The 14606-nt window shown below is 64.8% G+C and carries 17 protein-coding genes; 6 read left to right on the top strand and 11 right to left on the bottom strand.

What is annotated here, in order from left to right:
- Positions 1–6 precede the first annotated feature (6 nt).
- The 3 genes from AC066Y_RS02710 to AC066Y_RS02700 all read left to right on the top strand — a co-directional run bounded on the left by AC066Y_RS02710 (position 7) and on the right by AC066Y_RS02700 (position 1508).
- Positions 7–327, top strand: coding sequence for a YbaB/EbfC family nucleoid-associated protein (locus AC066Y_RS02710; RefSeq protein ID WP_456668328.1), 321 nt, complete (start codon positions 7–9; stop codon positions 325–327).
- The gene (gene recR / locus AC066Y_RS02705) at positions 328–933 is read left to right on the top strand and encodes a recombination mediator RecR (protein WP_028335942.1); all 606 of its coding nucleotides are present in this window, start codon (positions 328–330) and stop codon (positions 931–933) included.
- 146 nt (positions 934–1079) lie between these two features.
- Entirely contained in the window at positions 1080–1508 is a 429-nt protein-coding gene (locus AC066Y_RS02700) for a hypothetical protein (protein ID WP_478272524.1), read from the top strand.
- Positions 1509–1636: 128 nt separating this feature from the next.
- Here the strand turns inward: AC066Y_RS02700 and AC066Y_RS02695 are convergent, their stop codons facing one another.
- The 3 genes from AC066Y_RS02695 to AC066Y_RS02685 all read right to left on the bottom strand — a co-directional run bounded on the left by AC066Y_RS02695 (position 1637) and on the right by AC066Y_RS02685 (position 4843).
- Positions 1637–3001, bottom strand: a complete 1365-nt coding sequence (locus AC066Y_RS02695; RefSeq protein WP_478272523.1) for an AmpG family muropeptide MFS transporter — start codon at positions 2999–3001, stop codon at positions 1637–1639.
- Positions 3002–3078: 77 nt separating this feature from the next.
- The gene (locus AC066Y_RS02690; RefSeq protein WP_478272522.1) at positions 3079–3384 is read right to left on the bottom strand and encodes a GIY-YIG nuclease family protein; all 306 of its coding nucleotides are present in this window, start codon (positions 3382–3384) and stop codon (positions 3079–3081) included.
- Positions 3385–3634: 250 nt separating this feature from the next.
- A complete protein-coding gene (locus AC066Y_RS02685) occupies positions 3635–4843 on the bottom strand; it encodes a DNA recombination protein RmuC (RefSeq protein WP_478272521.1) in 1209 nt (402 codons plus the stop codon).
- A 170-nt stretch (positions 4844–5013) separates the two neighbouring features.
- Here AC066Y_RS02685 and def point away from each other — a divergent pair, with 170 nt between their 5' ends.
- The 3 genes from def (at position 5014) to truA (ending at position 7381) form a co-directional block, all read left to right on the top strand.
- Entirely contained in the window at positions 5014–5541 is a 528-nt protein-coding gene (gene def, locus AC066Y_RS02680; RefSeq protein WP_342708391.1) for a peptide deformylase, read from the top strand.
- Positions 5542–5708: 167 nt separating this feature from the next.
- The gene (gene fmt / locus AC066Y_RS02675) at positions 5709–6644 is read left to right on the top strand and encodes a methionyl-tRNA formyltransferase (protein WP_478272520.1); all 936 of its coding nucleotides are present in this window, start codon (positions 5709–5711) and stop codon (positions 6642–6644) included.
- Positions 6644–7381, top strand: a complete 738-nt coding sequence (gene truA, locus AC066Y_RS02670; RefSeq protein WP_478272519.1) for a tRNA pseudouridine(38-40) synthase TruA — start codon at positions 6644–6646, stop codon at positions 7379–7381. The genes fmt and truA overlap by 1 nt, the downstream gene beginning before the upstream one ends.
- A gap of 62 nt (positions 7382–7443) precedes the next feature.
- Here truA and dapE read toward each other — a convergent pair whose 3' ends face one another.
- The 8 genes from dapE to yihA form a co-directional block, all read right to left on the bottom strand.
- Positions 7444–8598: a succinyl-diaminopimelate desuccinylase gene (dapE, locus tag AC066Y_RS02665; RefSeq protein WP_478272518.1), complete on the bottom strand. Its 1155-nt coding sequence runs from the start codon at positions 8596–8598 to the stop codon at positions 7444–7446.
- Positions 8599–8647: 49 nt separating this feature from the next.
- The gene (locus AC066Y_RS02660; protein WP_478272517.1) at positions 8648–9235 is read right to left on the bottom strand and encodes a DUF805 domain-containing protein; all 588 of its coding nucleotides are present in this window, start codon (positions 9233–9235) and stop codon (positions 8648–8650) included.
- Between the two features lie 212 nt (positions 9236–9447).
- Positions 9448–10293, bottom strand: a complete 846-nt coding sequence (gene dapD, locus AC066Y_RS02655; protein WP_478272516.1) for a 2,3,4,5-tetrahydropyridine-2,6-dicarboxylate N-succinyltransferase — start codon at positions 10291–10293, stop codon at positions 9448–9450.
- A gap of 146 nt (positions 10294–10439) precedes the next feature.
- Positions 10440–11135 (bottom strand): pyrimidine 5'-nucleotidase, encoded by a 696-nt coding sequence (locus AC066Y_RS02650; RefSeq protein ID WP_478272515.1) that lies wholly within the window; start codon positions 11133–11135, stop codon positions 10440–10442.
- 183 nt (positions 11136–11318) lie between these two features.
- Positions 11319–12305 (bottom strand): DUF1036 domain-containing protein, encoded by a 987-nt coding sequence (locus AC066Y_RS02645; protein WP_478272579.1) that lies wholly within the window; start codon positions 12303–12305, stop codon positions 11319–11321.
- 71 nt (positions 12306–12376) lie between these two features.
- Positions 12377–13270, bottom strand: coding sequence for an acetylglutamate kinase (gene argB, locus AC066Y_RS02640; protein ID WP_016848093.1), 894 nt, complete (start codon positions 13268–13270; stop codon positions 12377–12379).
- Positions 13271–13473: 203 nt separating this feature from the next.
- Entirely contained in the window at positions 13474–13842 is a 369-nt protein-coding gene (locus tag AC066Y_RS02635; protein ID WP_478272514.1) for a DUF423 domain-containing protein, read from the bottom strand.
- Positions 13839–14492, bottom strand: a complete 654-nt coding sequence (gene yihA / locus AC066Y_RS02630; protein WP_420967389.1) for a ribosome biogenesis GTP-binding protein YihA/YsxC — start codon at positions 14490–14492, stop codon at positions 13839–13841. Before yihA ends, AC066Y_RS02635 begins: the two co-directional genes overlap by 4 nt.
- Positions 14493–14606 lie beyond the last annotated feature (114 nt).

The following is a 14606-nucleotide window of genomic DNA, read 5'->3' as shown; positions in this document are numbered from 1 at the left end:
GCACCCATGGCTGATTTTCTCGGCATGATGAAACAGGCAGCGCAGCTGCAATCCAAGATGCAGGCGATGCAGGACGAGCTCGGCAATGTCGAGGTCGAGGGCATCTCCGGCGGCGGCCTGGTCGCCGTGCGCATGACCGCGAAGATGGAAGTGAAGGGCATCAAGATCGATCCGTCGCTGATGAAGCCGGAGGAGCGCGAGGTGCTCGAGGATCTGCTGGTCACCGCGCATGGCGATGCGCGGCGCAAGGCCGAGACCGCGATGCAGGAGAAGATGATGGCGCTCACCGGCGGGCTCGGCCTGCCGCCGGGATTTGGTCCAACTTAAATGGCTGCGAGCGTTGCCGGCCCCGAGATTGAACGCCTGATCCAGTTGCTGGCGCGGCTGCCCGGGCTCGGGCCCCGCTCGGCGCGGCGCGCGGCGCTGCATCTGATCAAGAAGCGCGAGGCTTTGATGACGCCGCTCACCGCGGCGCTGCAGGTCGCGATCGACAAGATCCAGGTCTGCAAGACCTGCGGAAACATCGATACACAAAACCCCTGCACGGTCTGCACCGATCCGCGCCGCGATCCCTCGATCATCGTCGTGGTCGCCGACGTCGCCGATCTCTGGGCGCTGGAACGCGCCAATGCGACCAATGGACGCTATCACGTGCTCGGCGCAACGCTGTCGCCGCTCGACGGTGTCGGCCCGCAGGATCTCACCATCGATCAGCTGGTGGCGCGCGCGCATGCGCCTGAAGTGAGCGAGATCATTCTGGCGCTCAATGCCACGGTCGATGGCCAGACCACCGCGCATTACATCACCGACCTCCTGTCCGAGGCCAATGTGCGGGTGACGCGGCTGGCGCATGGCGTGCCGGTCGGCGGAGAGCTTGATTACCTCGACGAAGGTACGCTATCGGCTGCGATGCGGCAGCGGACGCTGTTCTAGCGCGCGCTCGAAGGCCGGACGCAACGTTGTTTGCCGGGCGATCCTTCATAAGTCGAAAAGATCGCACTGAAACAAAACGATAGGGTGGATGACGATTCGGGGACGGTCATCCACGCTCTGACGAATCAAGTACGGAACCACTGCAAATGACGACACACCGATTCGGCGTACGCCTGGGCGTTGCGCTTCTGGCGGCAACCTTCGCCGCGCCCTGTGCGATCGCGCAGCAGAGCGACGCGCCGCAGAAGCCCGGCAAGATGATCCGGGCCGGCGACGTACTGTCGGGGGAACTCGGCGTCATGAAGGTGCGCGACACCAAGAATCGCGGCAAGCGCGTCGCGACCTACCAGATCACCAGCGAGCCGCGCCGCCTGCCGCCGCCGAACGGTCTCTGCAACCTCGAGACCGGGCCGGAAACCTTTCAGCTGATTCCGACCAACGACGCCCAGGCCGCGCAGCTCAAGAGCCTCTCCGGCAAGGCCATCTCGGTGAAGGTCGACGAGATCGCCTGCGCCAAGGATGCCGGCGAGATGAGCGAAGCCATCGTCACCAAGTGGAGCGTGGTGGCGAAGTAGCTGCGTCAATTGCGGTGTCATCGCCCGGCTTGACCGGGCGATCCAGTACGCCGCGGCTTCTCCGCTGGATTACGAACGCCTCTGGAATACTGGATCACCCGGTCAAGCCGGGTGATGACAGCCTGGCGTCAAATCCTGACCGGCCCCAGCTCGTCAAAATGTCCGCGCCGTTGCAGCCAGGCGAGCAGAATGAAGCTCGGAATGGCTGACGCGGTGCAGACAAGAAAATAGACGAACCACCCTGTCGCATCGGCGATATAGCCACTGCTCGCGGCGAAGACGGTCCGCCCGAGCGCCGCCAGTGCCGTTAGAAGCGCGTATTGTGTCGCTGTGTGCAAGGGGTTGCCGCACAGTGCCGAAAGATAGGCAACGAACGTTACGGTCCCGAGCCCTGCGGTGAACTGTTCAGCCGTGATCGCAAATGTCAGCCACGCAACGTCGTAGCCGACGAGTGCCTGCCACGAGAAGGCGAGGATGGCGACTGTTTGCAGGATCCCGCCGATCCAGAGGCTCTTGCTGAGCGAGAATGAGCGGCAAACGAATCCTCCGACAAAGCCGCCCGCCAGGGCTGCAGCGAAGCCGACGCCCTTCAAGATAGCCGCGAGCTCAACCCTGGAGAAACCCATCTTCAGCGCGAACGTCGTATTCATGGCGGTAGCCAAGGCGTCCGCTAGCTTGAACAGCGTGACGAAGAGCAAGATTGCGATCGCGGCATCCCGTGACAGGAAATCTTTGAGACTGGCGACCGCAACCTCAATGACGCGCCTTCCAGCGACTTCTCCGGTGCCGGCATGTTCCGCGCTAACCTCGACGGATTGTTCCGGCTCGATCGCCAACAAGGTTGCTGCTATCCCGACTGCGATCAGAACGCCCATCACCACAAAGGTCGCGCTATAGGCGTGCTGCTGATCGACGCCCGTGTTCACGATGGCGCTGACGAGCAGCAATGAGCCGGCGCCTGAGACCAATGCGGCGACGCGGTACGCTGCGACGTAGGAGGCCATTCCGGCCGCTTGCTCGGATTTGCCGAGGCTTTCAACGCGGAATGCATCGATGACAATGTCCTGTGTCGCCGATGCCGTCGTCACTAGCAGGGCCGCGATCGCCACCAGCGCGGGAGCTTTGAACGGATCGCAACAGGCGAGCAGAATGATCGCGCCCATGAGCCATAGCTGGGTCAGGATGAGCCATGCGCGACGCCGTCCGAGCAGTCGGCTCAGCACGGGCACATCGAGGGCATCGACTGCGGGGGACCAGAAAACCTTCGCCCAATAGGGGGTGCCGACAAACGCAAACAAGCCGATCGTTTTGATGTTCACGCCGCTTTCGGTCATCCAGGCTTGCAACGTCTGGCCGGCGAGTGAGAACGGCAGGCCAGCAGAAAACCCGAGCAGCATCACAACTAGCACGCGCCGCTGAAAATACACGGCGACCAATTCGTGCCATGAGGCGGCCTTTTGGGGCGGGGGCGCAGTCGCTTCAGGTGCGGTCATGGTCAGTTGTTACCAGATTCGGCCGCAAAAAGACTGTCACCGCCCGGCTCGACCGGGCGATCCAGTATCCCAGAGGCCTATCCGCCGCCACCGGCTATCTCCGGGTAAAGATCAATCCAGTCCGGATTGTCCTTCTCGATCAGGGCAATTTTCCAGGCGCGCGGCCATTTCTTCAGCCGCTTCTCGCGCTTGATCGCGTTCTCAGGATCATCGAATTGCTCGAAATAAACCAGCTTCACCACATCGTATTTCTCGGTGAAGCCCTTGATGAGTTTCAGCTTGTGCTCGCCGACGCGGCGGATGAGGTCATTTGTCACGCCGATATAAAGCGTGCCGCCGATGTGGCTGGCGAGGATGTAGACGTAGAAGCTGCGTGCCCCCAAACTGCTGCCTCTGGGATACTGGATCGCCCGGTCGAGCCGGGCGATGACACCTGATTATGCTGCGCGATCTGCGGTCAGCAACATCACCAGGCACGATCATAGAGAAGTCGTTACCAGATTCGGCCGCAAAAAGACTGTCATCGCCCGGCTTGACCGGGCGATCCAGTATCCCAGAGGCCTTCCGCCGCCGGCGGCTATCTCGGGGGTAGAGCCGGGCGCGCGAGCGCCAAACGACTTCTGAAGGCAACACCTACTCCCCCGCCTGCAGTTTGCGCGGGCCGGGGAACAGCTCGGGCGCGCTGGGTTTCACGAACCGCGGCACCTCGATTGGGGTCTCGGACTTGCTGAAGTCGAGTTCCTCGATGCGGCCGGCGCGCTTCTCGATCTTGTCGGCCGAGATCAGGATCTGCCTGACGTCCTCGTTGACCTGGCCGAAGTGATTTTGCAGCTTGAGCACGCGCTCGCGCAGGCGGCCGAGATCGTCGCCGAGATGCATCACCTCGTTGCGGATCTGGTCGGCGGCGTCGCGGATGCGGGCGTCCTTCAGGATCTGCTGCATCACCTGGATCGCCAGCATCAAGAGCGAGGGCGACACCAGCACGACGCGGGCGCGATAGGCCTTCTGGACCACGTCGTCGAAGCCGTCATGGATTTCGGCATAGACCGATTCCGAGGGCACGAACATCAGCGCGGTGTCCTGGGTCTCGCCCGGGATCAGGTACTTCTCCGCGATGTCGCTGACATGCTTCAGCACGTCGGCGCGCAGCCGCTGGCTGGCGAATTTGCGTTCCTCGTCGCTGCGCGCGTCGTGCAGCGCGGTCATGGCCTCCAGCGGAAACTTCGCGTCGATGCAGAGCGGGCGCTGGTCGGGCAGGAACACGACGCAGTCCGGCCGCTTGCCCGTGGTCAGCGTGTACTGGAACTCGAACGAGCCTTTCGGCATGCCGTCCTGGACGATCGCCTCCATCCGCGCCTGGCCGAAGGCGCCGCGCGACTGCTTGTTGGCGAGCACGTCGCGCAACGTCGTCACCTGGGTGGTGAGCTCGTTGAGGTTCTTGTGCGCGTGATCGATGATGCCGAGCCGCTCATGCAGCACGCGCAGCGAATCCATCGTGTTGCGCGTGGTCTGTTCCATCGATTGGCCGACCCGGTGGGTCACCGAATCGAGCCGCTCGTTGACGGCACGGGCCATCTCGGCCTGACGGCCGGCCAGAGCCTGCCCCATCGCGTCGACCCGCCCCGAGGCCTCGCTCTGGGCCCGTAGCATGTCGGCGAGCCGCTCCTCCAGCTCGTCGGCGCGAATGGCCTGGGCCATCGCGAGTTCCGCGCCGCGCCGGCTGGCGCGCGCGATCACCACGGCGATGGCGAACAGCAGGATCAGCGCCAGCGCGCCAAGGCCGATTAACGCGTCGGCGACACGGACCGGAAGGTCGCCAATCGTGAGGAGAATCTCGTTCATGCCATCAGTTGTAGCCGATTCGGCACCGTCATCGAACGAAAAGGGAACATTTGTGGTAAACACGCCCTTAAATTTCGTGGTTAACGTTGCGTGAAGAAACGTGGTTAAGGCTGCGTTAGCCGGTTCCTGAGCGGATTGACCCCATGAAGTCAGCAGCTTAAATCGCCGCCATGGCATTACGAGAAATCATCATCCTGCCGGACAAGCAGTTGCGTCTGGTGTCGAAACCGATCGAGAAGGTGACGCCGGAGATCCGCAAGCTCGCCGACGACATGCTCGAGACCATGTATGACGCGCCGGGCATTGGGCTCGCGGCGATCCAGGTCGCGCAGCCGCTGCGGCTGATCACCATGGACCTCGCCAAGCGCGACGAGAACGGCGAGACCACGCCGCAGCCGCGGGTGTTCATCAACCCGGAGATCATTTCGCATTCGGAGGAGCTGTCGGTCTACGAAGAGGGCTGCCTGTCGATCCCCGAATATTACGAGGAGGTCGAGCGCCCGGCGCGGGTCCGCCTGCGCTTCACCGACCTCGACGGCAAGCTGCACGAGGAGGATGCGGATGGGCTCTATGCCACCTGCATCCAGCACGAGATCGACCACCTCAACGGCGTGCTGTTCGTGGACTATCTGTCGAAGCTGAAGCGCGACCGCGTTTTCAAGAAATTCGAGAAGGCCGCCAAGCGCGCGGCGGAGTAGGCGTTGCCGGCTCCTCAGACGCGTCATGGCCGGGCTTGACCCGGCCATCCACGTCTTGCTTCGCTGATACGAAAGACGTGGATGCCCGGGGCTTCTGATGCGAGGACGCGCTTCGCGCTTGAGCCCGTGCATAACGGAGCACTCCAAATGCCATCGAGCCCTGTCTGATGCCTCTCCGTCTGATCTTCATGGGCACGCCCGATTTCGCGGTGCCGACGCTGCTGGAGCTGGTGGCCCATGGCCATGAGGTCGTGGCGGTCTATACCCGCGCGCCGAAACCGGGCGGGCGGCGCGGCCTGCAGTTGCAGCCGACGCCGGTCGAGCAGGAGGCGCGCCGCCTCGGCATTCCCGTGCTGACGCCGAAGACCCTCAAGACGCCGGAGGCGCTCGAGGAATTTCGCGCGTTTGACGCGGATGCCGCCGTCGTGGTCGCCTATGGCATGATCCTGCCGCAGGCGATTCTCGACGCGCCGAAGCTCGGCTGCTTCAACCTGCATGCTTCGCTATTGCCGCGCTGGCGCGGCGCCGCGCCGATCAACCGCGCCATCATGGCGGGCGACGCCGAAAGCGGCGTGATGGTGATGAAGATGGATGTCGGCCTCGACACCGGCGACGTCGCGATGGCCGAGCGGCTGCCGATCTCCGACAGCATGACGGCATCCGACCTGCACGACGCGCTGGCGCCGCTCGGCGCCGATCTGATGGTGCGCGCAATGGGCGCGCTGCAGCGTGGCGGGTTGCAGCTGACGAAGCAGAGCGAGGACGGCGTCACCTATGCCGCCAAGATCGAGAAGGCTGAGGCGCGGATCGACTGGAAGCAGCCGGCGCGTGCGGTGCTGCGGCACATTCACGGGCTTTCGCCGTTCCCCGGCGCCTGGTGCGAGCTCTTAGGCGAGGGCGAGCCGGTGCGGCTGAAGATCCTGCGCTGCGAACTGGCCAAAGGCGCGGGCGAGCCGGGCGATGTGCTCGACGACAATCTTGCGATCGCCTGCGGCGATGGCGCGGTCCGGATTCTCGAATTGCAGCGCGCCGGCAAGGCGCCGATGAAGGCGGCGGATTTTCTGCGCGGCACGCCGCTGAAGCCGCCGGCGCGGCTCGCCTGATGCCGCGCTACAAGCTCACCATCGAATATGACGGCACGCCGTTCTCCGGCTGGCAGATCCAGGACAATGCACCGACCGTGCAGGGCGCGCTGGAGACGGCGGTCAAGGCGATCTGCGGCGAGGACGTGCGCGTCCATGGCGCCGGGCGTACCGATGCCGGCGTGCATGCGCGCGGCCAGGTCGCGCATTGCGACATCGCCAAGCATTTTCCGCCCGGCCGCTTTCGCGACGGGCTGAACGCGCATCTGCGGCCCAATCCGATCGGCGTGCTCGCGGCTGACATCGTGCCCGACGATTTCGAGGCGCGGTTCTCGGCGATCAAGCGGCACTATCTCTATCGCATCACCAACACGCGGGCGAACCTCGCGCTCGACATCGGTCGCGTCTGGCGCGTGCCGCGCGCGCTCGATGCGGGCGCGATGCACGCCGCCGCGCAGCGGCTGCTCGGCAAGCACGATTTCACCACCTTCCGCGACACCGAGTGCCAGGCCAAGTCGCCGGAGAAGACGCTCGATCAGCTCGACGTCACGCGCGAGGGCGATGCCATCAACATCGTGACGTCGGCGCGCTCGTTCCTGCACAGCCAGGTGCGCTCGATGGTGGGATCGCTGGTCTGGGTCGGCGAGGGCCGCTGGAATGCGGACGATCTCTTTGGTGCACTGGCCGCCCGCAACCGTGCCGCCTGCGGCCCCGTCGCGCCGCCGGACGGGCTATATCTGGTGCGGGTGGACTACTAGCGGCCCCAATCCCTACTGTGCATGGGGTTGTTTTCGATATTTTGTCCAGCCACGCGGCTGGATTACGCAAAATACCTGTCCAATACGCACCGATAGATCCGCGTCAGCTTCTCCAGATCGGCCACCGGCGTGCGCTCGTCGATCTGGTGCATGGTCTGGCCGACCAGGCCGAATTCGATCACCGGGCAATAGCTCGAGATGAAGCGCGCATCCGACGTGCCGCCCGATGTCGAAAGCTCCGGCTTGCGGCCGGTGACCTCCTCGATTGCGGCGACCGCGAGGTCGGTGAACGGGCCGGGCTGGGTCACGAACACGTTCGAGTTCGACGGCTGCCAGTCGATGTGGGCACGGATGCGGTTGCCGCAGGCTTTCTCCAGCCGCGCGTCGACCAGCTGCCGCAGGCTCTCCTGGGTGTGGTTGTCGTTGTAGCGGATATTGAATTTCGCCCGCGCCTGGCCGGGGATCACATTGCCCGCGGTGTTGCCGACATCGACCGTGGTGAATTCGAGGTTGCTGGCCTGGAATTGCGCGCTGCCGTGATCGAGCGGCTCATCGCTCAGCGCCACGATCAGCCGCGAGATATCCGGCACCGGATTCGAGGCGCGGTGCGGATAGGCGACGTGGCCCTGCACGCCATCGACGATGAGCGTGCCGGACTGCGAGCCGCGCCGGCCGATCTTGATCATGTCGCCGAGCACCTCGACATTGGAGGGCTCGCCGAGCACGCAATGGTCGAATTTTTCGCCGCGCTCGGCGCACCATTTCAGCAGCTTGACGGTGCCGTTGATCGAGACGTCTTCCTCGTCGCCGGTGATCAGGAAGGAGATCGAACCGTTTGCCTTGCCAGCATGATCCCGCAGATATTGCAGCACCGCGGCGACGCTGCAGGCGATGCCGCCTTTCATGTCGACGGCGCCGCGGCCGTAGAGATAGCCGTCCTTGACCTCGCCGGAGAACGCGCCGAGCGTCCACGCCGCTTCATCGCCGGGCGGCACCACGTCGGTGTGGCCGGCAAAGGTGATATGCGGCGCCGCGCTGCCGATGCGGGCATAGAGATTGTCGACATCGGCGGTGCCGGGCTCGGAGAACGTCACGCGGTGGACCTCGAAGCCCGCGCTTTTCAGCAAATTTTCAAGAACGCTGAGCGCGCCGGCGTCGGCCGGGGTGACGGAGGGGCAGCGAACCAGATCGCGGGTAATCGAGACAGCATCACTCATGCGCCTCGCTTAACACGTCACACCGCGGGTGGACCAGCTTTGTGCCGCATCATTCGAGCTCGCTCTGCTGATCCCAGCCCTGCCTGGAGCGCGACCCGTTGCCGCGGTCGCCGCCTTGCCGCACATGGGTTTTCCCAAGCGGATTGGGACCATAGCGATTGGGGTAAGAGGTGCCGCGCAGAAACGCCAGCTCGATGAAGCCCCAGATATAGAGCACGGAGACGATCCCGCCCGCCGCCATCACCCAATAGGAATCATCGGGAAGCCGGTCCGAGAATTGGCTCATGAGACCGGGGATCGCGAAAAACGGGACCATCCACCAGCCGCTCTTGTCGCGGTCGTGCAGGCGCTTGATCGAGACCGCGATATAGACCCAGACGAATAACGCCGTGCCACTGGCCTTGACCAGCAGCGCGGGCAATCCGGCGGAGGTCAGCGATTTGTAGCTGTCCGGGTCGAACGCCCGGAAGATGTCGTCGACATTGAAGCCGAACGACGCACCCTTGCCGCCGAGGCCCGCCAGGAGCACCAGCGCGGCCAAGAATATCATCCAGCACACGATGATCAGTGCTGCGAGCCAGAATTTGGCCCGGTTGACGCGGCCCTTGAAGCCGAACAGGTAATTGGCCCAGTCCATGAAAAAACTCCGGGCAGCGGCAATTTTTCGCGGCCCGGAGTTTTGTCGGGGTCGGATGGAATTTGGTTCGATCAGTCCCGGCCCCGTCACCCTGAGGAGCGCGTAGCGCGTCTCGAAGGGTGAACGGCCACAGTCGGGCCGTCGACCCTTCGAGACGGCCGCTTCGCGGCCTCCTCAGGGTGACGGTGATGGGTCGATTTCCGCGACGGCGATCAGTCCCGCAGCAGCTCGTTGATGCTGGTCTTGGCGCGGGTGCGCTCGTCGACGCGCTTGACGATCACGGCGCAGGCGGTGGCAGGGCCCGGCTGGCCGTTCCTCAGCGGCTTGGCCGGCAGGGTGCCCGGCACCACGACGGCATATTCCGGGACTTCGCCGACAAAGATTTCGCCGGTCTCGCGGTCGACGATCTTGGTGGACGCGCCCAGGAACACGCCCATCGACAGCACCGCGCCCTTGCGCACGATCACGCCTTCGGCGACCTCGCTGCGCGCGCCGATGAAGCAGTCGTCCTCGACGATCACGGGCTCGGCCTGCAGCGGCTCGAGCACGCCGCCGATGCCGACGCCGCCGGAAATGTGCACGCGCTTGCCGATCTGGGCGCAGGAGCCGACCGTCGACCAGGTGTCGATCATGGTGGCTTCATCGACATAAGCGCCGAGATTGACGAAGGAGGGCATCAGCACGACGTTGCGGGCGATGAAGGCGGAGCGGCGCACGATCGCGCCCGGCACGGCGCGGAAGCCGGCGTCGCGGAAGCGGTTCTCGCCCCAGCCCTCGAACTTCGAGGGCACCTTGTCCCACCACGACGCCTTGCCCGGGCCGCCGGGAATGGCGCTCATGTCGTTGAGGCGGAACGAGAGCAGCACGGCCTTCTTCAGCCACTGATTGACCTTCCACTTGCCGCTGGCCTCGCGCTCGGCGACGCGGGCCTCGCCCTTGTCGAGCAGCTCCAGCGCGTGGTCGACGGCCTCGCGGACCTCGCCCTTGGTCGACGTCGAAATGCCATCGCGGGCGTCGAACGCGGTGTTGACGGTGGTTTCGAGGGCGGACAGCGACATCGGGACAATCCTTGGGCGTATCGGGGATATGAGGGAATTTGCAGGGCTTTTTCGGAATTTGGGGCGATGGAGTCAAGGCAAACTCCACGTCGTCCTGGCTCCCGTGCGCAATTGCGCACCAGGCCGGGACGACACCCGTTGAGAGGCTACGGCTTCCGATCGAGCCGCTGCAAGAACCCGGTGAGATCGTCCGTGACGTGGTCGACATAAGCGGCGTCGCGGCCTTCGAGCTCCCAGGTTTCGCGCACCACCTCCTGGCTGCCGTCGGGCACCACCAGCACGGTGGTCATGCCGAGCTCATGCGGCACCACCAAATTGCGCGCGAGGTCCTCGAACATCGCAGCCTTCGCCGGGTCGACGTCGTGAAGCCTGAGGAACTTCTGATAGGTCTGCGGCGCAGGCTTGGGCTCGAGATCGGCGGCGATGATGTCGAACACGCCGTCGAAATGGTTGGAGATGCCGAGCCGGCCCAGCACCGCATCGACATGGTCGACCGAGCCGTTGGTCAGGATCAGCTTGCGCCCCGGCAGCTTGGCGATCGCAGCGCCCATCGCCGGATTCGGCTGCAACGGCGAGTGGTCGATCTTGTGCACATAGGCGAGATAGTCGTCCGCCTGCACGCCGTGCTCGGTCATCATGCCGCGCATCGTGGTGCCGTAGCGCAGGTAATAGTCCTTCTGCAGCCGCCGCGCTTCCTCGGGCGAGATCTTCAGCCAGTTGCCGACGAACTCGCCGATCCGCGCATCGACCTGCTGCCACAGATTGACGTGATGCGGGTACAGCGTGTTGTCGAGGTCGAACACCCAGGTCTCGACATGGCCGAAGCTGCGGGGAGTTTTCATGTTATCTTTCCGTCGTCGTCCTGGCGAAAGCCAGGACCCATACCGCGTGATCCATCAAATGAAGCGCGGTGCCAATACCGCGCAACGGTCGGTCACTACCAGTCTTCGCCAAATGATTGCCTGTGGTAATGGGTCCTGGCTTTCGCCAGGACGACGGTGATCCATGTGGCGCCACTGTCTTCATCACGGCATCGCAAAGCGCAGCGTCTTGCCGCCGCTGGTCATGTCGACGATGGTGAAGCCGAGCGCGGTGAGGCCGCGGGTGGCGCAGTCGCCCTGCTCGTTGACCTCGAACTTGCTTTCGCGGGTGCAGAGCTGGACCGCGCCGCCCCAGTTCAGCGGCTTGTCCTTGATGCGGATGGCGCGGTTGTCGCCGTCGACGGCCTCGGCGAAGGAATAGATCTGCTTCGGCGTGCCCGACACGTCGGGATGCAGGCACTTGCCGGGGTCGATCCGATACCAGCCGCGGCTGGTCACCATCTTGCCGTCGTCGGTCGCCACCGCGGCCATCACCTTGTGCGGCGTGTCGTTGCACCAGGTCAGCCCCGACGGCGAGGGCTTCTGCACGGCATCGACCATGGTGGCGAAGAAGTTCGGCGACTGCACGATGTCGCTGCCGAGCCCGCGGCTCCTGAGGAATGCCGACAGCGCGCTCTGCGTCTTCGGCCCGTCGACACCATCGATCGGCGCCGCATCGTAGCCCGCGATCACCAAGAGGCGCTGGATGCCGGCGAGCCGCGCCTGCTCGTCGTCATACTCGCTGTCTTCGGCGAGGTAGGCGACGAGATTGCCGTCATCGCTCTGCGTCGGCGTGATCTGGGTGAACTGCGCCGGTGTCTGGCCGGAGCGGCATTGCCGCGCGGCGGCGATCACGAAATTGTCCTGCGCGACGCAGAGCGTGTCGGTGCCGTTCTGCGGGATCGGCGACGCGCCGTAGACGCCGAGGGCACGGGCATTGAGCAGCACGCGGTCCGCGGTCAGCGCCCCCTGCACCACGACGCGGCAGGTCGCGGGATCAATGCGAAACCAGCCGCGCGTCGCCGTCGCGGCCTTGTCGTCGATGCCGATCGCGGCCTCGATCACGTAGCTCATGCGATTGCACAGCTTGAGATCGGCATGCGCCGGCGCCGCCGAGAACAGGAACGACACCAGCGCGGCCGGCAGCGACATCGCGAGCCGCGCCGGCGGCGACCGGCGAGGTATCCTCGCCGCGCATCCCGCGATGACGACCTCGTCTGCCATTACTTGTGGATCAGCGTGCCGGTGCCCTGGTTGGTGAAGAGCTCGAGCAGCACGGCGTGCTGCGTCTTGCCGTCGATGATGACGACGCCCTGCACGCCCTGTTCGAGCGCGTAGATGCAGGTCTCGACCTTCGGGATCATGCCGCCGGAGATCGTGCCGTCGGCGATCAGCTTGCGGGCCTCCTTGATCGACAGGTCCGGAATCAGCTTCTTGGACTTGTCGAGCACGCCGGGCACGTCGGTCAACAGCAGCAGGCGCTTGGCCTTCAGCGCACCCGCGATCGCGCCGGCAAAGGTATCGGCGTTGATGTTCAGGGTCTGGCCGTCCTGCGAGGTCGCCAGCGGTGCCAGCACCGGGATCAGCTCATAGCCGATCAGCTGATTGAGCAGCGTGAGGTCAACCTTCTCGGGGTCGCCGACGAAGCCGAGATCGATGGCCTTCTCGATGTTGGAATCCGGATCGACCATGGTGCGGGTCGTCTTCGACGCCTTCACCATGTTGCCGTCCTTGCCGGAGAGGCCGACGGCCTTGCCGCCGGCCTCGTTGATGTAGCCGACGATCTGCTTGTTGACCGAGCCCGCCAGCACCATCTCGACGATCTCGATGGTCGCGGCATCGGTGATGCGCAGGCCGGCGGCGAACTCCGACTGGATGCCGAGGCGCTTCAGCATGGTCGCGATCTGCGGCCCGCCGCCGTGCACGACCACCGGATTGATCGCAGTCTGCTCGAGCAGCACGATGTCGCGCGCGAACGCCTTGGCGGTGTCCTCGGCGCCCATGGCATGGCCGCCATATTTAATGACGATGGTTTCCTCGTCATATTCCTGCATGTGCGGCAGCGCCTCGGACAGGATGCGGGCCTGATCGAGCGGGCTGATGTGCTGGTCGGTCATGGGGCTGGTCTCACGTCAGCGGAGGGACGGGCGCGTTTCTATCTGATTGCCGGGCAGGGCGCAAAGTGGGGATCGCGATCCGTAGCCCGGATCGAGCGCAAGCGAAATCCGGGAATCGTGCCGCGGCTGCGGTCCCCGGATTTCGCGGAGCCTGTCATCGGGCGCGCATTCGCGCGACCCGTTGGCTGCATCCGGGCTACCGTTCAGCGTCTGGGCCACATGGCTGAAACCGCCAGCACCAGCCAGCTCAGGATCAGCAGCGTTCCGCCTGATGGAGCCGCCATCGGAAACAGGCCATGGCCGCCATATTGGCGCAGCGTGAGGTCGCCCGCGAACAATGACGCCGCGATGACGAAGCCTGCCGCCGCCACGACACCGAGCTTCAGATGGATGATCCCGCGCTCCGCGACCGCAATGGTCGCGATGGCGGCGGTGGCATGGAACAGCAGCATCGAGGATGCCGCCGCCAGCCGCGATGCGTCCGGCAGATGGGCCGCGGCCGCCGCCAATATCACGCCGCACGCGCCCATGATGGCGGCAACGCCGATCAGGAGACGGGATGCGCCGTTCATCGGCGCCGCTCCTCGATCAGGCGTACCATGGCGGCACGCAGCTCCGGCATGCCGTCGCCGGTGCGCGACGAGGTCACCAGCACTTCGGGGAACGCGGCGGGATGTTTTGCCAGCGTCGCGATGGTTTCGGCGGTGACGGTCTTGAGTTCGCCGGCCTTGACCTGGTCGGCCTTGGTCAGCACGACCTGGTAGCTGACCGCGGACTTATCGAGCGTCTTCAGCACGTCTTGATCGACGTCCTTGATGCCGTGGCGGGCGTCGATCAACACATAGACCCGCGCCAGCGTCGCGCGCCCGAGCAGGAATTTGTGAATCAGCGCCGTCCATGACGCCACCTTGGTCTTCGGCGCCGAGGCGTAGCCGTAACCGGGCATGTCGACGAGACGAATGTCCGCGTTTTCCGGGCCCTCGAAGAAGATCAGTTCCTGGGTGCGGCCCGGCGTATGCGAGGTGCGAGCTAGCGCATTGCGGCCGGTCAGCGCGTTGATCAGGCTCGACTTGCCGACATTGGAGCGGCCGGCAAAGGCGACCTCGAGGCCGGCCATCGGCGGCAGCGTCTCGATCGAGGGCGAGGCCCAGATGAAGCGCCAGTCGCCGGCGAACAGCTTTCGCCCCTGCTCGATCAGCTCCGCATCAGGTTCGGCGGTCATGCGAAGGATCCCATTTCATCGTGGCCGGGCGAAAGCCCGAAGCGCAGCTTTGGCGTAAGACGACCCGGCCATCCGCGTCAACGTTTTGCTGGCCGCCAAATACGTCGATGCCCG

This window comes from Bradyrhizobium sp. USDA3010, from assembly GCF_056429065.1.
The sequence above is the reverse complement of the archived record's forward strand: the minus strand, read 5'-3'. Positions and strand labels throughout refer to the sequence as shown.